Here is an 18,556-nt window from a genome sequence, read left to right as displayed (position 1 = left end):
CCCAGGGTGGGGTCGCCAGCGGTGCTCTGGACGAAGCTCACCCGGCCCCGCGTGCCCGCGTTCACCGGCCATCGGAAGCAGTGCGCGCTGTCGTCGGTCTTGGTCCGCACGTACTGCAGGGTGGACTGCCCGAGCAGGAGCCCGGAGAGGAGGACCGCGGCAGCGAGCTTCACTGGGCCGCCGCCTGGACGGAGGCGCGGAGCGCGGAGACCGGCACCGGAGCACGCGCGGCCGGCTGCTGCCCGGCGGGCGTCACGAACTCGAGGCCCTCGACCGAGGAGGGGACCGCTCGGATCCCGGCCACGCCGTCGTCGACGACACGGTAGACGCCCTGGGAGAGCCCGACCACGCGGTGCATGCTCCCGACACGCTCCAGGAAGAGCACCACCCGCGCACCGGAGGGGATCTCGGCCACGCCGGACACCCGCTGGCCGATGCCGTCGACCTCACCACCGGGCTGGACCACGGTGATGCGGCCCCGTGCGCCTCCTTTCCAGGCCTCGCGGACCTCCACGACGACGTGGGTGACGATGCGGCGGTGATCGCCGGTCCACATGGAGCTCGTGGAGACGACCTGCCCGTCGACGACGTCGGTGGCGGCGGCGGTGAGCGCCGGCACATCCATCTGGAGGGCCACGCTGGCGAGAGCCGGAGCGGCGAGGAGCAAGAGGAGGAGGGCGAGGAGTTTCACGGGGTGCAGGGTACAGGGAGCCGGCTCAGCAGAACCGGTGAGTGGTGGGTGAACTTCCCGCGGCGAGCGCGTCGGTATGACGGGTGGTGACATCCTGGCGACGGGTCGCCCCAGAACCCCCCGGAACCCATGGAGAGAACCGTCCGGACACGGCGGATGTCAGACGGGCGAGGGGCAATGTTCCCCCGAGGAGCGAGGTCGTGGCAGCCATCCAGATGACCGTCGTGATGAAGCCGAGCCGTCCTGCCTTCATTTCGGCAGGAGACCCCGAGGACACGGCCTTCGTTCCGAGCGCAGGGATAGACTTTCTCTGCGGGGCCTGCGACCGGGTGGTGCTGTCCCGGGTGTCACCGAAGTTCGCCCTGCAGCACTCGTTTCGCTGCCCGCACTGCGGCGCGCTCAACGAGGCGCCCTGACTCCGCCGCCGCGCCTCCCGCTCGGCCGGCCTCGGCGGAGCGTGGTCCCCGCGCGGCGAAGCGTGCTGAGGATGGTGGGCAGCGCGGCCTTGTACTTCCGGGCCAGCTGCGCGCTGGTGGCGCCCTTCTCGTATTCCTTGCGGAGCTGAAGCGCCTGCGCGTCGTCGAACTTGGAAGGCGCGCCGCGCTGGCCGGTGCGGCGGCCATTCCGGGTGCTGCGCTCGGCGGTCCGGCCCGGAAGCCGCACCGTTCCTTCGAGGGCTCCGCTGATGCTCGAGAGTCGCCGCTCGAGCACCTCGTTGCGCTCGGCGATCCGTTCGATCTCCCGGGTCAGGTCGCGCAGCAGCCGCTTCAGATCCGCCATTCCGGTGTCCCTGGAGGCGCCGACGACAGGGTCGGCAACGACCGAGATGGCGCCCCCGAAGGGCACTCTAGCGTCGACCGCCCCGGGAGGACACTCCACCGGGCCAGAATTGCTTCTTGCTTGTTGATTGCGTCCGGAGAACGACGTCCCAGTGGCCCCAGTGGTCATTGCACCCACCCGTCCGAGATCAGCGACGGGCGGACCGGCTGAGCTGCCGGTCGACCACCGTCTTCATTTGCTCGAAGGAGACCGCTCCGACCACCCGCTCGCCGTTGATGAAGAAGGTGGGAGTCCCCTGCGCGCCCACCCGGGCAGCGAGCGCCTGGTCCTCCGCGATCCGCTGAGCGAGCGCGTCGTCGAGCAGGGCGCGGCGGAAGCGATCCAGGTCCATACCGAGCTCGCCGGCCCAGCGCTCGTAGGACTCGCGCGAAAGAGCGGCTTGCTGGGCGAACATCTTGTCGTGCATCTCCCAGAACTTCCCCTGAACGCGCGCCGCTTCGGAGGCCATCGCTGCCGGGAGGGCGTTGGCATGCATCGAGAGCGGCTGGTGCTTCCAGACAATGCGGACCTTGTCCCCGTACGCTTTGAGCACCTGCGAGAGGGTCTCCTCGCCGCGGGCGCAGAACGGGCACTGGAAGTCGGAGAAGGCGACGACGGTCACCGGCGCCCGCTCGTTCCCGCGGATCGGGTCACCGGCCCGCAGGGGCACCTCGACGACGGGAGCCGGCGAAGGAGCCTGGGCGACCAGGCTCTTCACGTTGCGCTCGCACAACTGGTCGTAGAACGCGCCGTCGAGCTTGGTCCCGGCCTGGGCGAGGTCCGCGGCCTTCTGGATCTCCTGGTCGATGACCCCCTTGAGCGCGTCGAAGGGCTGGGCGCCGGTCACCATCCGGCAGTTGAGGAAGAGGGTCGGGGTTCCGCTCGCGCCCACCGAGGTGCCGAGCTTGCTGTCCTCGTCGATCCGGACCCGTCCCGTGTGCTCGTCGATGGACCTCTTGAATTTGCCCTGGTCGAGCTTGAGCTCGTGGGCCCAGGTCTCGTACTGCGCCGGTGACAGCGCGGCCTGGTTGCCGAACATCTTGTCGTGCATCTCCCAGAACTTGCCCTGCTGCCGTGCGGCCTCGGCAGCCTCCGCGGCGGGCATGGCCTGGGGGTGCATGGCGAGTGGCTGGTGCTTCCAGACGATCCGCACGTCCTTGGGATAGCTCTCGAGGACCTGCTTGAGCGTCGGCTCGACCCTCGCGCAGAACGGGCACTGGAAGTCCGAGAAGAGCACAACGGTGACCTTGGCCACCTTCGGCCCGCGCGCCGGGTCGTTGTCTCGGACCGGAACCTTTGCCGCGGTCGGCGCTGGAGGAGCCGCCGGGGCCGTCGGCTGCGCCGGGGCGGTGGCAACGCCGCGCGCGATGATCGCCGCGTAGACCGCCGTGGCAGGAGTTCCGGCATTCACCATCCGCTCGGCGGAGGCGAGCTCTTCGTCGATGACCACCTTGAACTGCTCGAAGGGCAACGCGCCTTCGAGCTTGCGTCCGTTGATGAAGAAGGTGGGGGTGGCACCGGCGCCGAGCGAGTTGACCAGTTGCTGGTCGCGCTTGATCCGCGCATCGAACTTGCCCGAGCCCAGGCCCGCGCGGAACGCCGCGGGGTCGAGGCCCAGGCGCTGCGCCCCAGCCTCGAAGGTCGAAGCCTGGAGGTCCGGCGAGAGCGCGAACAGCTCGTCGTGCATCTCCCAGAACTTCGCGTCCCCCCCCATGGCACGGGCCTGCTCCGAGGCCACGGCCGCGGCCACTGCGTGCTCGTGAAAGGGCAGGGGATTGTGCTTGAAGACGAAGCGGACCTTCCCGGCGTAGGCGTCAGCAATCTGCTTGAGCGTGGGGACGGCTCGCTTGCAGAACGGGCACTGGAAGTCGGAGACCTCGACGATGGTGACCAGCGCGTCCGCCGGTCCGTTCACCGGAGAGTCCTCCACCGGAACGCGGTAGACGAGCCGCGCGGAGTCCGAGTGCCGGGCTGCGTCCGCGGCCGCCGGAGCCGGGGCCTGGATGAGGGCCGGCTTGTTGTTGCCGACGCCGCGCCCAACCAGGACCCCTACGCAAAGGCCCAGGCTCAGGGCCAACACCATTCGCCAGTGCTTCAACACGGGGAGCTCCTTGCTCTGGGGACGGAAGAACTGGCACGTCCCACGCCGCGTGAACGGGGGCAAGTGAGGGTTCAGCAACGAAGTCGGACTCAGCCCGATTGCTGCACCTTTCCAGAGGGATTTCCTCGGCCGGAGAGTCTCCATTCTCGCGCTGGCGGGACCCGCGAATCCGGCCGGGGCCGACGAAGGTGAGAGCTGGGTGACGATTCGTAGGCATCGCCGCGGCATCCATCGGGGAGGCTCACGTCAACGTGGAACGCCTCGCTGGAGCGCAGCGAACAACGCTCCCTAAACGAACAGGCAATTACGGCGACCCGTCGACAGACTCCCGCCCGATCGGTCTCTTGGTTCGACGGGTGCGTAGCGACACCACTACAAAAACATAAAACATCTGTAAATGTTTGTTACACCGTTCCACGAGTCGTAGACGTCACCGCAACGTCGCTACCTGTGCGGGCGAGCGGGCAGGTACACAGCGTCCGCGTTCCGCGGGGCCACGTCAGGGCTTCACGCAGCGCCGAGGAGGACGTCATCCTCCGGGGAGGAACACATGTGTAGTCGTCTGCTGAATCGAGTCCGGACATCCCTCGCAACAGCTCTCACAACATTCGCCGTCGTGGCGGCTGGCCCCGCCTCGGCGCAGGTCGCCAACAACTGCCCGAACTACCTCGCGGGTGACACCACCAACGGGGCGTACTGCATCAACGGTTCCGACACGCTGTTCGACGTCATCACCAAGTCGATCCAGAACAAGGTGACCAAGGACAAGGCTGCGCTCGCAGCCGGAACCCCAGCTGCGCCCATCATCTTGCAGGGCACCACCGGCACGGCGGCTCAGAAGAGCGCGCTCTATTACAACGGAGGCGGGTCGGGTAACGCCTTCAACTCGATGAAGGCCGGCGCCCCTACGGGCGGCGGGGCCATCACCGGCGGCGGCCTGGGCACCCAGAGCATCGGGGGAATGTCCCGCAACTTCCGCCCCTCCGACGTGGTGCAGTTCCCCAGCTGGCAGCCCACGGTCCAAAACGTTCTGGGCCTCGACGCAGCGGTGTTCATCGTCAAGAACACCCCGAACCGGTTCAAGAACTTCGCCCTGCCGCTGCTCCCGGCGGACAACACCAAGGCGAATCCGAATACGCCGACACTCGCGATCAACTTCGGCACGCCGGGTTCGGGCTACGACCAGATCATGGAGGTCATCCTCTCCGGCATCGACGGCTCGGGCACCACGGCCGCCTGCTCGGACCCCCGCCGCGTTCAGGCGGTTGCGGACTTCTCTTCGGCCAACGGCGTCGCGGCCATCACCCACGTCTATCGCCGTGACGAGAACTCCGGCACGACGGACACCTTCAAGGACAAGGTCGCCGTCGGCCGCTTCTGCAACGGCAACGCGATCGGCGTCCTCGGAACCAACACCAGCAACTACAACCTGAACAACCAGGATTTCGACCCGATCCGCAGGCCCTGCGACGCGCCGAACGCGAGCCGAATTGCGGTTGCCTGCACCGACCTCACCACCGGACTGGCCTGCACCGACAGCGTTGCGAACCCGAACTGCACCCAGGGCCTGGTGACCGCTCTGTCCGACAACGACCCGGGCATCAGCGACATCACCGTCTCCATCGCTACCCGCGTCAGCAACGACTCCACCGGTGCCACCATCGGCTACGCCGGTCGCGAGGGCGTACGCATCAGCACCCTCAACACCGCCGGGCCGCTGATCAACACCTTCCCCCCATCGGACACGCTGGTCCGTGCCAACAATTACATGCTGTCCCGCCGCCTGTTCCTGCAGCGCGGCCCGAACAGCCCCCCGGTCGACTCCACGGTGAATCCGACGGCGACGTCCGTGCGGAGCAACTCGACTGGCGTCTGTCCCTCGGGCCAAACCTGCACCGAGCGGGTCCAGAACACCAATACCACTTCCAGCACGATCAAGTGCCCGCAGAACACGGGGAACATCTGCGCCGGTGGTGGCACCACGCAAACTGCCTTCGAGGACGCGCTCTTCAACTACATGACCGACCCCGCCGGCTTGGGCAGTCAGGACGCGGCGCCGGGGCGCTGCAACACCGACCCGATCCTCAAGCAGTATGGCTTCCTCACCTGCCTCGACGACTGCACCCTCACCCCATCCGGCGGGTCGAACCTCTGCTCGTTGACCCCGTACACCAACCCGGCCTCTCCCCCCAGTGCCTGTCTCCCGACTGCCCAGTTCGCCGCCACGGGGAACTGGACCTACGGAGCGGTCACCAACGGCGGGACCTCGTCGGCGACATGCTGCTCCAACGGAGCGTCGGCTGCTGCGGGCGCCTCCTGCCCGGCGGCGACCTCTGGCCGAGGGGCGAACTTCGCCTGCTCCAGGGCCGGCGTGCAGGCCGAATGCGCAACCGGGACGACCTGTAGCGACCTCGGAAACGGTCTCCTCGTCTGCCAGTAGGCGAAGGCAGTCCGACAACTGGAGCGCCGGGCCGAGCGTGCTGCAGCGACTCGCGGGCCTTCGTGAAGACAGATCAAGAACAGCAAGCGTCTGCCGTGATTAGAAGCCACATCTTTTGAAGTCAATTGGAGAAAACAAAAATGATTCTGACATCCAAGCTGAGGAGCCTCGCGCTCGCCGTCGCGGTCGTCACCGCGGCGTTCGGCGTCGGCTGTAACAGTACCCCCAAGGCACCGGGGACCGGACAGGCCAAGCTGTCGGTCTCGTCCGCTGCTCTGAATGTTTCCAACATCGCCCGGGTGGACGTGGCGATCACCGGCGGGACGCCGGGACCGATCACTCCCATCTCGGCCACGTTGACCAAGGCCCCGAACGGGACGCAGTGGACTGGCAACATCACCGGCATTCCCGCCGTCGCAGGACTCCGCTTCACCGCCTCGGCGTACAGCGACAACAACGCGGCCAACCTCATCTACCAGGGGAGCACGCTGTCGGACATCACCGCGGGCGCCACGGCGACCATCGTGATCATCCTCCAGGAGCAGAATGTGCCGCCCGGCCCGACCAACTACGCTCCGGTCATCACCGCGGTCAGCTCGAGCGGGTCGCAGGTGACGCCCAGCACGGTGGTGGGCGTCGGCTTCTCCACTCAGGATCCGGACGGGAACTACCCGCTGACGTACCAGTGGTCGTCCAGCTGCACCCCCGGAACTGACAACGGTACCTTCACCGCCGCGAGCGGAACACTGGGCACCGCGAGCACTGCTTCGGGAACCATTCTCAACTCCAACACCACCTGGAAGGCGCCGGTCACCAACAACACCGTGTGCACGCTCGGGATCCAGGTCACCGACAACAACACCGTCCAGGGCAAGAGCTCGGTCCAGACGTTCTTCACCATCACGGTGATCAACAACACCGGGTCAGCCAACATCGTCGCCTTCCCCAACAGCTTCCCGATCATCTCGGTCTTCCGGGGTGACATCGCCTACAACTACGACGCGACTGCGGTCACCCCGGTGGGCGGCGTTGGCCAGAAGGGCAACATCTTCGCCACCGCCACCGACCCGGACGGCGACAACATCCGGTACGACTTCCAGGTGAAGTGCGGCAACCCCATCCCGGCCTCGATCGCGGTGGGTTCCGACCTGACCTCTCAGCTCTCCTTCGCGACCCAGACCGGCAACAGCGGAGCCCCGGCAAACCCCACCTGGTCGCTGACCGACCCGGCCCAGAGCTGCATCTTCGCGGCCAGCATCCACGACCTCTGCACCGCTGGGAACTGCGGTGCTGCGCTTCCTGTCGGCACCCCGGGGCGCCTTGCGGACGGAGCAGACCGCGGGGGCATGACCACTGGCTTCCTGAACTTCATCGCTCCAGCCCAACCACAGAAGGCTCCCTTCATCGTCCGGACCAGCGCTCCGAACGTGAGCGGCCCCAGCGGCGCCACGGTCCTCAACCCGAGCACGACCTACAACTTTGGCGTCGAGGCGACGGACCCGGCGGGCGGGAATCTGACGGTCACTTGGACCCCGAGCGTCGGCACGACCTCTGCGGCAACCAACACCGGCAACATCAAGAGCGCCATCCAGTACACCTCTCCGGCGTCGCTCCTCCCCACCATGACGCTCACCGCGCAGATCACCTCCAGCAAGTCCGGCCTGAGTACGACCGTCATCTTCAACCTCGTGGGGTCCGATCCTTGCGTTGGCCAGCCGGATGGGACCGCCTGCGGCACGGGCAATCTGTGCCAGACAGGGCAGACCTGCACCGCGGGCGTCTGCGGCGGCGGCACTGCCGTGGTCTGCACGGGTGCAGACCAGTGCAACAACGCGACGTGTAACCCGAACACCGGTTGTGGCACGGCGCCCAAGGCTACCGGTACGATCTGCAGCGACGGCAACGCCTGCACCGGGACCGCCGCAAGCCCTGACGCCTGCGCGGCTCCGGTCGCCGGCGTGTCGGCGTGCGTTGGGGGGGGCCAGGTGCCACCTCCGGTCGCCGCCGCCTGCTTCATTCAGTACACCACTGCGCAGTGCGTCCCCGCCACCGGATACCCCGCCCCGGCGCCTTCGCCGGCCGGAACTGCCTGCACCGGTACAAACCTGTGCTTCCAGGCCTACGCCTGCAACGGCACCGGGACCTGCGCTGGTTCCAACCCGGTCAGCTGCACCGCCGGGCAGTGCACCAGCGGCGGCACCTGCAATCCGTCCACTGGGACGTGCCAGGGCGGAACCAATCAGCCTGGCGGCACGGCCTGCAATGACGGCAATGCCTGTACCACCAGCGATCAGTGCGGCGGCACTCCGGTGGCCGGAAACGGCGTCTGCTCGGGTACTCCGCTCTGCACTGCGGGTTCGACGTGCAACCCGGTTGGTCCGGTCTGCGTGGACACGGCGGTCGTTCCGCAGGTGGCCGTCAGCGTCCAGCTGTCCAACTTCCAGGGTGTTGCTCTCTCCACCGATGGGTCGGCCTTCGTGACCGGCAACCTCGGCGGGACGAAGGTGTTCGGGACGACGACGCTGACCTCGGCCGGTGCGAACGACATCTTCGTCGGAAAGTACAGCCCGGCCGGTTCGGTGCTGTTCGCCAAGAACTACGGCGATGCGAATGACCAGGCGACGACGGGGATCGCCGTGACCAGCTCGGAGGTGGTCGCGGTTGGCCAGTTCAGCGGCGCGTTCAACGGTCTCAACAACGGCCAGGCGTACGCGATCGACTACCTGCTCTTCCTGAACCCGAGCACGGGTGCGGTGACGGCGGCCAAGCAGTACGATCTCGGTCTCGGCGGGAACTTCGCCGCCATCGGCGCCAACCCCACCCTCGGTCTGGTGGCGGTGTGCGGTCAGACCGTCATCGCGGCGACCACGCTCGTCCCGGGTGCCGTGTACGCCGGGGGGACGACGGACGTGGTCATCGCGGTGTTCGACTCGACTGGTGCGCTTCAGTGGTCGAAGCAGGTTGGTTCGGCCAACGGCGAGGCCTGCACGGCGATCACCATCGACAACAACGGCAACGTGATTGCGGCTGGTAAGTACGACGGTACCGCCCCTGCACTCGGGTTCACCGGGACTCCGCTCCCGCCTCCGGGCAGCAGCTTCCGCAAGCACATCTGGGTGGCGACGTTCAACGGCACGACCGGTGCGGCCATCGCCCAGACGAGCTTCGGTTCCGGCGCCGGAAGCCACCAGCCGAACGCCATCGCCGTCGACTCCTCGAACAACTACATCGTGTCCGGTCTGTTCAGCTCGACTCTTCCGTTCGGTGCCTACACCGTCGGGACGCCGTGCACCGCCGCCCAGGCCGGCTGTCTGGTCTCCGCCGGTAGCTCGGACGCGTTCGTGACCAAGCTGAACCCGACCACGCTCGCTCCGTCGTTTGCCACTCGACTCGGAGGGTTGAGCGCGGATGAGGGACGTGGCGTCGCAGTGGATTCGTTCGGCAACATCACGTTCGTCGGTCTGATCAACGGCGCGACCACCAGCAGCTCCCTCACCCCGACCACGGTTGCTCCCGCGGCAGTCCCGGCCCTGACCACCCCGAGCGGCAACTCGGCGGCGATCGTCGTCAAGATCCCGGGCACCACCGGCATCTACAACCCGGCGACCGCCAATGTGTACGGCAATACCACCAACACGGTGAACGCCAACAAGGTGTCGATCAACAGCCAGGGAACGGGCGCGGTAAAGGACGAGGTCGCGTTCGGTGGCGAGTACAACGGAACGCTGAACTTCGGTGGTTCCAGCAGCGCGATCAGCACCACCACTGGCGGCAACGAGGACTTCCTCGTCTTCGGCAAGCTGCAGTAGTCCTGATTGAACGGGGAGCGCGCTGAACGGCGCTCCCTCCATGGATGAACGGACGCCGTCCACCCGGGAGCCTCGGGTGGGCGGCATCTTCGTTTGTGAAGGCCAGTCCCGTTGGAGTCACCAATTGCCTGTTGATTTCACCCCCGCCCGACCTGCTACGAGGCCGCCGTTCGGACCGCTGCTCGGCCCGACCCTCTCGAAATGTCCTGCTCGATGACCTGCCTCAAGCGCCTCGCCTTCCGCTGTTCCTCGGGGGCTGCTCTGCTGGCGGCCCTCTTCCTCGCCGCCTGTCAGTGCTCGTCCCGCGCCCCAGCCGCCGGGAGACTCGCTGCCGGGACGACGGTTCGGTGTGACGGGGATGCCGGCCCATGCGCTCCCCGGCCCATCCTGGCGACGAGCCTGGATGGGGTCATCCTGCGCGGCCTCACGGTGGACCTGAGCGGTGAGGTGCTGGTGACGGGGCTCCTCCGTCCGGGCCTCCGGGAGTTCGATGGGATGTCGGTCGGAACCGCCGGTGCCAGCGACCTCTTCGCCGCCCGCTTCGAACCGGCGAGCGGACGCCCTCGCTGGGTCCGGCGCTTCGGACACCCCACCGAGCAGGAGCCGACCGGAGCTGCGGTCACTGCCGATGGCACGATGGTGATCGTCGGTCACTTCATCGGGCCGCTCGTCGCGGATGGAGTGAAGCTGGCGAGCACCGGCTTCCCCCGAGGCAACTTTCTCCTGGGGCTGGGGGCCGCCGACGGCAAGGCCCGCTGGGGCCACGTCTTCGACGAAGGGGCGGATGGCACGCTGGAAGCCATCGCCTCGCATCCAGCACTGAATCGGGTGGCGGTGTGCGGATGGGCGGGTCCCCCGGGGTCGAGCCTCGCGCCGGGGGAAGCCTCCGGAGGCGGGCGGGATGCAGTCGTCGCCGTGTTCGACTCATCTGGCCGCAAGCTCTGGTCGCAGCTGCTCAAGGGGCCGGAGAATCAGGAATGCGACGCGGTGGCGATGGACGCGACGGGCGACGTCTACGTCGCTGGTCGATACAACGGCAGCTTCTCGGTGACGGATTCTCCACTCCCCACGCCCGGGTCCCCCAACCGGCACTGGATCTGGGTCGCGAAGCTCGATGGGCGGAGTGGCGCTCCCCTGGCCCAGGCCGGGTTCGGCTCCGGGCCTGGAGTGCAGCGGCCCTACGGGCTCGCAGTGGACGATTCGGGGCGGCTGGCGATCGCCGGGAGCATGACCAACACGCTGCCCTTCGGCGGGTCGATCGAGAAGCTCACCAGTGCAGGGGCGGTCGATGCCTTCGTCGCCCTGCTCGACTCGCGGAGCTCGCCCCCGTTCGCGGCGCGCTGGGCCGTGCGGCTCGGCAGCCGGAGCATCGATGAGGCCCGCAACGTCATCTTCGAGCCCACCGGAGACGTGCTGGTCACCGGCCTCTTCACGGGACACGCAAACGGGGCAGCGGAGCTGGTCGCCGAATGGCCCGGGACGGACGCGTTCTTGCTCGAGCTCGACGGCAGCACGGGCGTCACCCGGGGAGCCAGCAGCTTCGGAGATGCGGAGACCCAGACCGGGAACAAGCTCGGGGTGGGCTCGGCTCCTTCAGGCCCTTCCTTCGTCGTGCTCGGAGGCGAGTATGCCGGAACGCTCGACTTCAAGGTCGGGGCACCGCTGCGATCGAACGGGGCGTCCTTCCTGCTGTTTGCTCGCTAGAAGCCGATCCTCGGTTTTCCGCCGACAGTTCACCAAAGTGTAAAGAAGAAATTCGGCGTTCCAGCGCAGATTGCGCCGTCGTCCACCGGGAACCCTGAATGAATTCGGCGCCGCACCCTGGTCACTTCCCGGGATTCCGACTTGCGCCGCTCCTCCTGGTCTGGGGGCTCGCGAGCTGCACCTGCGGGACGCCCCCGCCGCCGCCCGTGGGCGCGGCCCGGGTTCTCGTGTCCTGCACCACGGCTTGCGACGCGATCAACCGGGTCACCCTCACCGTCACCGCCGGGGACGGCGCTGCGATGAACCCGATCGGAGCCGACCTGCCAGCGAGCGGCTCACAGTGGTCCGGGCGGATCTCCACCATCCCGGTCGGGGCCGGGCGGCGCTTCGACGCGGTCGGCTACGGCGCGGACGGAAGCCAGCTCCAGACCGGGAGCGCCAGCAGCGACATCAGCGCCACCAGCGTCGCCGTGGTGTCCATTGCCCTCAACCCGCCGCAGCCCCCGGGAGGCAACCATCCGCCGGTGATCGACGGAATCTCCGCCTCGTCCAATCCGGTCCCGTCTGGCGTCACGGTCACGGTCATCGTCACCGCGCACGACCCCGATCCGGGGGACACGCTCGGCTATCTCTGGCAGGCGACCTGTGGTTCCTTCGAGATGCCGTCGCGTCCGACCTCCCACTGGACCGCTCCGGCCGCCGAGGGAACTTGCACCCTCTCGGTCAGGGTGACCGATCCTCACGGGGCGAGCGTGTCCGCGGCGCTCCCGCTCACCGTCTCGGCGACCGGAAGCGCGACGGTGGGGACGGTCTTCAACGACTGGCCAATCATCACCAGCCTCAGCACCCGCATCGTGCTCGGAAGGCAGATGACCGGTGAACTGGCGGTCAGCGCCACCGATCCCGACGGGGACCCCCTCTCGTACGCTTGGACGTCGACCTGCGCGGGGCTCACCTTCGACATCACTCCGCCCTACGGCCCGACGACACCGCACTTCATGATGCCGGGACCGAGCGCCGCGTGCACCGTCGCGGTCACCGTCACCGATCCTCCGACCCGCGGAGGGTTGGTCACCGGATCCCTGGGGCTGCCCGCGAACGCGCTGTGCCTCGGCGTCATCTGCGGACCCGGGCAGACCTGCGACCCGTCGGACGGGAAGTGCAAGGGGACCGAACTCTGCGCCAAGGTGATTTGCCCTCCGGCCACCGACCTCTGCCACGTCGCTGGCACCTGCGATCCGGCGACCGGACTCTGCTCCCCCCAGATCCCCAAGACGTGCCCCAGCGGGCAGACCTGCGATCCGGTGGACGGGGTCTGCAAGGGAGCCTCCGGAGCGTCGGCCGTGGTCCCGTACAGTGCCGCGAGCCTCCACTTGACGAGCTTCCAGGGGGTGGCGCTGGCCCTCGATGGCGCGTCGTACGTGACCGGAAACCTCACCGGCACGCAGACTTTCGGAAGCTTCACCCTCACTTCCGCCGGGGCCAACGACATCTTCGTCGGCAAGTACACCTCGACCGGCACCGTGGCCTTCGCCCGGAACTTCGGTGACGCGAGCGACCAGACCACGACCGGCATCGCGGTGACCAGCACCGCGGTGGTGGCCATCGGGCAATTCAACGGCCAGTTCAGCGGCCTCAACAACCCCAAGTCCTATGCGATGGATTATGTGCTCTTTCTCGATCCGGCCACCGGTGCGGTCGCCGCGGCACAGCAGTACGACCTCGGCCTCGGTGGCAACCTCGTGTCGGTCGGTGCCAATCCCAGCCTTGGACTGGTCGCGGTGTGTGGTCAGGCGGTCCAGGCAGCCACTCAGCTCGTCCCGGGCGCCACGTACGCCGGCGCGACCGATGTGGTGATTGCCCTGTTCAACTCGGCCGGCGCGCTTCAGTGGTCGAAGCAGGTCGGGAGCGCCAACGGGGAGAGCTGCACGGCGATCACCGTGGACCGGAACGGCGACGTGGTCGCGGCCGGCAAGTACAGCGGCGTCGCTCCGGCGTTGGCCTTCACTGGCACCCCGCTCCCGCCCCCGGGAAGCTCCTTTCGCCAGCATCTCTGGGTGGCGAAGTTCAATGGCACCACCGGTTCCGTCATTGCCCAGAAGAGCTACGGGGCCAACGCAGGGAGCCATCAGCCGAACGGCATCGCGACCGATGGGGCCAACAACTACGTGCTGGCGGGCCTGTTCACCGCAGGGCTGCCCATCGGGGCGAACAACGGGACGACGACCGCTTGCACCTTGGCGCTCCCGGGGTGCCTCCTCTCGGCCGGCGGCTCGGATGCGTTCGTCGTCAGGCTCGACCCGACCACGCTCGGCGCCTCCTTTGCCACGCGCCTCGGTGCGACGGGTGCCGACGAGGGGCGGGGCGTGGGGGTGGACTCCAGAGGCAACATCACCTTCGTGGGGCTGCTCAACGGGTCGACCACCAGCAGCACCGTCACCCCGAATGGAGTGGCCTCGGCCGCGGTTCCGGCGCTCACCGCTCCGAGCGGTGTCAACCCGGCTGCGTTCGTCGCAACGGTCCCCGGCACCACCGGGGTCTTCGACGGCGCCACGGCCAAGCCGTACGGGAACGACACCAACTCGGTGAACGCCAACAAGGTCGCGGTCAACGATCAGGGCAGTGGAGGCGTGAAGGACCTGGTGGTGTTCGGCGGCGAGTATCAGGGAACGGTCGACTTCGGCGGGAGCAGCAGCCCGGTCACCACGACGACCAATGCCAACGAGGACTTCCTGGTCTTCGCGAGGCTCCAGCCGTGAACGTCTCGACCGTCCCCCGCCTCACTCCCTGTCGTGGCTGCCCTCCTGCCGAAGACCAGAAGGGCGGCGAGTGAGGGGCCATGCTCCCGGGCAGTTCCGAACTTGGAGACCGTGGAGCGCCGCCTTGACGGCGGCGCTGGCCATCACCGCCACGCCCTATGGGCGGGCGCACGCCGCGGAGCAACCAGGAGCGGGAGCCCCGGCCCCGAAGGCGCCCGTCCGAACGCTCGACATCAACGAATTCCGGGTCGAGGGCGTGACCGTGCTCAGCGGGATCCAGGTGGAGCAGGCACTCGTTCCCTTCATCGGCCCGAGCCGGACGCTCGAGGACGTGGAGAAGGCCCGCGCTGCCCTCGAAAAGGCCTACACCGACCGGGGCTACCAAACGGTGCTGGTGGCCATCCCGGCGCAGACGGTGCGCGAGGGCGTGGTGTCCCTCAAGGTAATGGAAGGCAAGGTGGGCCGGCTCCGGGTCAACGGCGCGCACTGGTTCTCGCCGTTCGCCATCAAGCAGCTGGCGCCCTCGGTCCAGGAGGGCACCGTTCCCAACTTCGACGCACTGGTGGGCGACATCGTGGTCCTCAACCAGTGGCCCGACCGCCGGGTGACGCCAGCGGTGCGCCCCGGCAGCGAGCCGGGCACCGTGGACGTCGACCTGAACGTCCAGGAGACCTTTCCCCTCCACGGCTCGGTGGAGGTCAACAACCGTTACAGTGTAAACACTGTCCATGTTCGGCTCAACGGCGCCATCAGGTACGACAACCTCTGGCAGCTCGGCCACTCGCTCGGCTTCTCCTTCCAGATTGCCCCGGCCAACCCATCACAGGCCTTGGTCTTCGCCCTCAACTACCTCGCGCGGTTCCCCGGCGCGCCCTGGTTCACCCTGGCGGTCAACGGGGTCATCCAGGAGAGCGAGGTCTCGACGCTCGGAGGAACGGGAGTTCTCGGTCGGGGGCGAATGCTCGGCGCCCGAGCGGTGTGGAATCTTCCGGGGTCCACCCAGTTCTTTCACTCGCTGAGCTTTGGCCTCGACTGGAAACTGTTCTTCGAGGACATCTCCTTTGGAGGGGAAACCTCCAGCGTCCCGATCCGCTACTGGCCCTTCACCTTGCAGTACGCATCGAGCTGGCTCCGGGGCAGCTCGCAGGTGGTGTTCAACGTCGCCACGGTGATGAACATCGGCGGTCTGTCGAGCCCCAATTCCCAGTTCGACAACAAGCGCTACAAGGCGACGGCCAACTTCATCTATCTCAAGGGGGATCTCGGCTACACGCAGGAGATCCCTGGCGGGCTCCAGCTCTTCCTCAAGGCGAGTGCGCAGTATTCGGGCCGTCCGCTGGTCGCTCCCGAGCAGTACACATCCGGCGGCGCCGAGTCGATCCGCGGCTATTACGAGGTCAACTCCGCAGGCGACTCCGGCGTGAGCGGGACGGTGGAGCTCCGGAGCCCCACGCTCTCGCGATGGCTCGGGCCCACCGTGACCGAGTGGCGCTTCCACCTCTTCACCGACGCGGGGAAGGTGTGGATCCACGAGCCGCTCCCGGAGCAGAAGGTGTTCGCCACGCTCTGGGGGGCGGGAGCCGGCACGCGCATCCGGATGTGGGACCACCTCGCCGCCGGCCTGGACGTGGCCATCCCCCTGACCCAGGCATCGCCCACCGTCCAGTACCAGTGGCGGATCCACTTCCGCGTCGCTGGAGAGTTCTGAGCATGGAGACCTGCATGTCGATTCGACGGAGTTTCACCGGCCTGGTCGCCGGGCTGTTGCTTGTACCGGCCGCGGCCCACGCCTACTGGAACGACGAGTGGACCGCGCGAAAGCGGCTGCAGATCGACACCAGCGCCGCCGGAGCCAACGTCACCGAGGCCATCGGCCCGGCTGCGGTGCTGGTCCGGCTCACCCCGGGCAACTTCCGCTTCGACGCGGCCAAGGAGGACGGGAGCGACCTGCGCTTCATCGCCGGCGATGACAAGACGCCGCTCAAGTTCCACGTCGAGAAGTACGACGCGCTCCTGGGCGAGGCGCTGGTCTGGGTGGGGCTGCCCGAGCTCAAGCCCGGGGCGAAGACCGACCTCTGGATCTACTTCAAGAACCCCAAGGCGGTCCCAGCCGAGGACAGCAAGGGGACCTACGACCCAGGCATGGCGCTGGTCTACCACTTCGCCGAGCGTGGACAGCCGCCGCGCGACTCGACGACCTGGGGCAATCACGCGGTCACCGCCGGAACCGGCACCGACGGCGCGCAGATCGGCCGGGGCCTGTAGCTCGACGGGACCTCCACCGTCACGCTCCCCACCGGACCCTCGCTGTCGTGGAGCGCGGGCGCGAAGATGACCTGGTCCATCTGGGTGAAGCCGGCGGACGGCGCCGCCACCGGCGTGCTCTTCAGCCGGCGCGACGGCGGGCGGGCCTTCCTGGTCGGCATGGACGGGGGCAAGCCCTTCGTCGAGGTGGCGACGGACGGTGCGCCGCAGCGGGCGACCGCGCCGGTGGGCTTCGGGGCGGACAAGTGGCACCACCTCGCGGTCACCGCGGGCGACGCCATCACCCTCTACGTCGACGGGGCAGCCGTGGCGAAGCTGGAGACGAAGCTCCCGGCGCTCGACACCCCTGCGCTGCTCGGCGCCGACGTCGCGGCGAAGGACCCGGGCAGCAAGGCGCTCCCTGGGCTGAAGGGTGAGGTGGACGAGCTCGGGATTTCCAAGGTGGAGCGGCCCGCGGGCTACCTCCAGGCGGCCGCCATCTCCCAGGGCAGCGACCCGGGGAAGTTCCTCGTCGCCGGTCAGGACGAGGAGAACGGCGGGTGGTCCACCGGGTACCTCGCGGTGATCCTCAAGTCGGTGACGCTCGACGGCTGGGTGGTCATCGGGCTGCTGGCGATCATGGCGGTCGTCAGCTGGATGGTGATGTCCAGCAAGGCCGCCTACCTGAGCGCGGTGGAGCGGGCCAACGACGCCTTCACCGAGAAGTTCCGGGCCTCCAAGAGCAGCCTTCAGGAGCTCGTGCTCACCCGGGACGCGGCCGCGCTCGGCGGTCCCAAGGTGGCGCAGAACTCCTCCCTGTACCGGCTGTTCCGGATCGCCGCCGACGAGATCCGGCACCGGCTCGAGGCCGGCCGCGCACTCACCTCGGAAGCCATCGAGTCCATCCGGGCGACGCTCGACGCCGGCCTGGTGCGCGAGAACCAGCGGCTCTCCAAGCGGATGGTGCTGCTCACCATCGCCATCTCCGGCGGACCGTTCCTGGGGCTCCTGGGCACGGTGGTCGGGGTGATGATCACCTTCGCGGCCATCGCGGCCGCAGGCGACGTGAACGTCAATGCCATCGCCCCGGGAATCGCCGCAGCGCTGGTGGCCACGGTGGCCGGTCTCGCCGTCGCCATCCCCGCACTGTTTGGCTACAACTGGCTACTGACGCGGGCCAAGGACGTCACGGCCAACATGCAGGTCTTCGTCGACGAGCTGGTCACGAAGATCGCCGAGGCGTACGCGGACGGCGTCTCGTCGGTCCGCCCGGTTTCGCCGGTCCAGCCCGTGCCCGCGGCGAAGCGTCCCCCTCCGCCCCCGCGCGAGGCCGTGCCGTCGCCGGAGGTGGGCCGATGAAGGCCCAGTCAGAGGACAAGGTCTACGACGACATCAACATCACGCCGATGCTCGACCTGGCGTACGTGCTGCTCGTCATCTTCGTCATCATGACCACCGCCACGGTGCAGGGGATGCGCGTGAACCTGCCCAAGGCCAGCCCGGCGAAGAGCCTGGCCAAGCCGACGACCAAGGCGATCACCGTCACCCAGGACGGGAAGATCTTCCTCGACACAATCCCGGTGACCCTCCCCGAGCTGGAGCAGCGGCTCGCCCAGCAGAAGGCCATCACCCCCGAGTTCCCGGTGGTGGTTCGCGGGGACGGCCAGGTCCAGTACCAGGGCGTGATCGACGTGCTCGACCTGCTGGCCAAGCTGAACATCACCACCGTCGGACTCGCCACCAAGCCGCTGGTGAAGTGACGTGACCGAGCCGCGCGCACCCCGGGAGGACGACTCGCCGCTCCCGCGGGCGGGCGACTTCGTGCGGCGGAACGGCGTCCAGCTGGCGGTGGGCCTGGTGCTGCTTGCGGGCGCGGCGTACGCGGTGCGGTGGATTGCCAGCAACCGCGAGTCGCCGCGGCCGCGCAAGGTGATGCAGTTCTCGGTGGTCACGGTGCAGCCGAAGCCTCCTGAGAAGCCGCCGCCTCCT

The 18,556-nt window shown here is 68.1% G+C and carries 17 protein-coding genes and 1 pseudogene; 11 read left to right on the top strand and 7 right to left on the bottom strand.

The window, feature by feature from the left end; all coding sequences use genetic code 11:
* Window positions 1–169: 169 nt before the first annotated feature.
* Window positions 170–691 carry a hypothetical protein gene (locus VIM19_13935; GenBank protein ID HEY5185967.1) on the bottom strand — a complete coding sequence of 174 codons (522 nt, stop codon included), beginning with the start codon at window positions 689–691 and terminating at the stop codon, window positions 170–172.
* A gap of 200 nt (window positions 692–891) precedes the next feature.
* On the opposite strand from VIM19_13935, the gene VIM19_13930 reads away from it, so the two are divergent.
* Window positions 892–1,107: a hypothetical protein gene (locus VIM19_13930; GenBank protein HEY5185966.1), complete on the top strand. Its 216-nt coding sequence runs from the start codon at window positions 892–894 to the stop codon at window positions 1,105–1,107.
* Here VIM19_13930 and VIM19_13925 read toward each other — a convergent pair.
* Both VIM19_13925 and VIM19_13920 read right to left on the bottom strand, forming a co-directional pair.
* Window positions 1,091–1,471, bottom strand: a complete 381-nt coding sequence (locus tag VIM19_13925) for a hypothetical protein (GenBank protein HEY5185965.1) — start codon at window positions 1,469–1,471, stop codon at window positions 1,091–1,093. The two genes, VIM19_13930 and VIM19_13925, sit on opposite strands and share 17 nt — an antisense overlap.
* A 187-nt stretch (window positions 1,472–1,658) precedes the next feature.
* Window positions 1,659–3,755, bottom strand: coding sequence for a thioredoxin domain-containing protein (locus VIM19_13920; protein ID HEY5185964.1), 2,097 nt, complete (start codon window positions 3,753–3,755; stop codon window positions 1,659–1,661).
* A gap of 472 nt (window positions 3,756–4,227) precedes the next feature.
* Here VIM19_13920 and VIM19_13915 point away from each other — a divergent pair, with 472 nt between their 5' ends.
* Window positions 4,228–6,051, top strand: coding sequence for a hypothetical protein (locus VIM19_13915; GenBank protein HEY5185963.1), 1,824 nt, complete (start codon window positions 4,228–4,230; stop codon window positions 6,049–6,051).
* 121 nt (window positions 6,052–6,172) lie between these two features.
* Here the strand turns inward: VIM19_13915 and VIM19_13910 are convergent, their stop codons facing one another.
* A complete protein-coding gene (locus VIM19_13910) occupies window positions 6,173–6,523 on the bottom strand; it encodes a hypothetical protein (GenBank protein HEY5185962.1) in 351 nt (116 codons plus the stop codon).
* A gap of 195 nt (window positions 6,524–6,718) precedes the next feature.
* The gene (locus VIM19_13905) at window positions 6,719–7,015 is read right to left on the bottom strand and encodes a hypothetical protein (GenBank protein ID HEY5185961.1); all 297 of its coding nucleotides are present in this window, start codon (window positions 7,013–7,015) and stop codon (window positions 6,719–6,721) included.
* A gap of 136 nt (window positions 7,016–7,151) precedes the next feature.
* Here VIM19_13905 and VIM19_13900 point away from each other — a divergent pair, with 136 nt between their 5' ends.
* Both VIM19_13900 and VIM19_13895 read left to right on the top strand, forming a co-directional pair.
* Complete coding sequence (locus tag VIM19_13900) at window positions 7,152–9,860, top strand: hypothetical protein (protein HEY5185960.1); 2,709 nt, start codon at window positions 7,152–7,154, stop codon at window positions 9,858–9,860.
* A gap of 429 nt (window positions 9,861–10,289) precedes the next feature.
* Window positions 10,290–11,564 carry a hypothetical protein gene (locus VIM19_13895; GenBank protein ID HEY5185959.1) on the top strand — a complete coding sequence of 425 codons (1,275 nt, stop codon included), beginning with the start codon at window positions 10,290–10,292 and terminating at the stop codon, window positions 11,562–11,564.
* A 400-nt stretch (window positions 11,565–11,964) separates the two neighbouring features.
* On the opposite strand, the gene VIM19_13890 is transcribed toward VIM19_13895, so the two are convergent.
* Together VIM19_13890 and VIM19_13885 are read right to left on the bottom strand one after the other, a co-directional pair.
* Window positions 11,965–12,156, bottom strand: coding sequence for a hypothetical protein (locus tag VIM19_13890; protein ID HEY5185958.1), 192 nt, complete (start codon window positions 12,154–12,156; stop codon window positions 11,965–11,967).
* Between the two features lie 147 nt (window positions 12,157–12,303).
* Window positions 12,304–12,462, bottom strand: a complete 159-nt coding sequence (locus tag VIM19_13885; protein ID HEY5185957.1) for a hypothetical protein — start codon at window positions 12,460–12,462, stop codon at window positions 12,304–12,306.
* A gap of 493 nt (window positions 12,463–12,955) precedes the next feature.
* On the opposite strand from VIM19_13885, the gene VIM19_13880 reads away from it, so the two are divergent.
* The 7 genes and pseudogenes from VIM19_13880 to VIM19_13850 all read left to right on the top strand — a co-directional run.
* Entirely contained in the window at window positions 12,956–14,323 is a 1,368-nt protein-coding gene (locus tag VIM19_13880) for a hypothetical protein (protein ID HEY5185956.1), read from the top strand.
* Between the two features lie 124 nt (window positions 14,324–14,447).
* Complete coding sequence (locus VIM19_13875) at window positions 14,448–16,031, top strand: ShlB/FhaC/HecB family hemolysin secretion/activation protein (protein HEY5185955.1); 1,584 nt, start codon at window positions 14,448–14,450, stop codon at window positions 16,029–16,031.
* Window positions 16,032–16,045: 14 nt separating this feature from the next.
* Window positions 16,046–16,588 carry a DUF2341 domain-containing protein gene (locus tag VIM19_13870; GenBank protein HEY5185954.1) on the top strand — a complete coding sequence of 181 codons (543 nt, stop codon included), beginning with the start codon at window positions 16,046–16,048 and terminating at the stop codon, window positions 16,586–16,588.
* A gap of 15 nt (window positions 16,589–16,603) precedes the next feature.
* Window positions 16,604–17,017: pseudogene (locus VIM19_13865) on the top strand (LamG domain-containing protein).
* 189 nt (window positions 17,018–17,206) lie between these two features.
* Window positions 17,207–17,926, top strand: coding sequence for a MotA/TolQ/ExbB proton channel family protein (locus tag VIM19_13860; GenBank protein HEY5185953.1), 720 nt, complete (start codon window positions 17,207–17,209; stop codon window positions 17,924–17,926).
* Window positions 17,923–18,327, top strand: coding sequence for a biopolymer transporter ExbD (locus VIM19_13855; GenBank protein HEY5185952.1), 405 nt, complete (start codon window positions 17,923–17,925; stop codon window positions 18,325–18,327). The genes VIM19_13860 and VIM19_13855 overlap by 4 nt, the downstream gene beginning before the upstream one ends.
* A 1-nt stretch (window position 18,328) precedes the next feature.
* On the top strand, window positions 18,329–18,556 hold a 228-nt coding region (locus VIM19_13850; protein HEY5185951.1), incomplete at its 3' end, for a hypothetical protein.

The sequence above is a fragment of the Actinomycetes bacterium genome (genome assembly GCA_036510875.1).
Classification (GTDB): Bacteria; Actinomycetota; Actinomycetes; order Prado026; family Prado026; genus DATCDE01.
The sequence above is the reverse complement of the archived record's forward strand: the minus strand, read 5'-3'. Positions and strand labels throughout refer to the sequence as shown.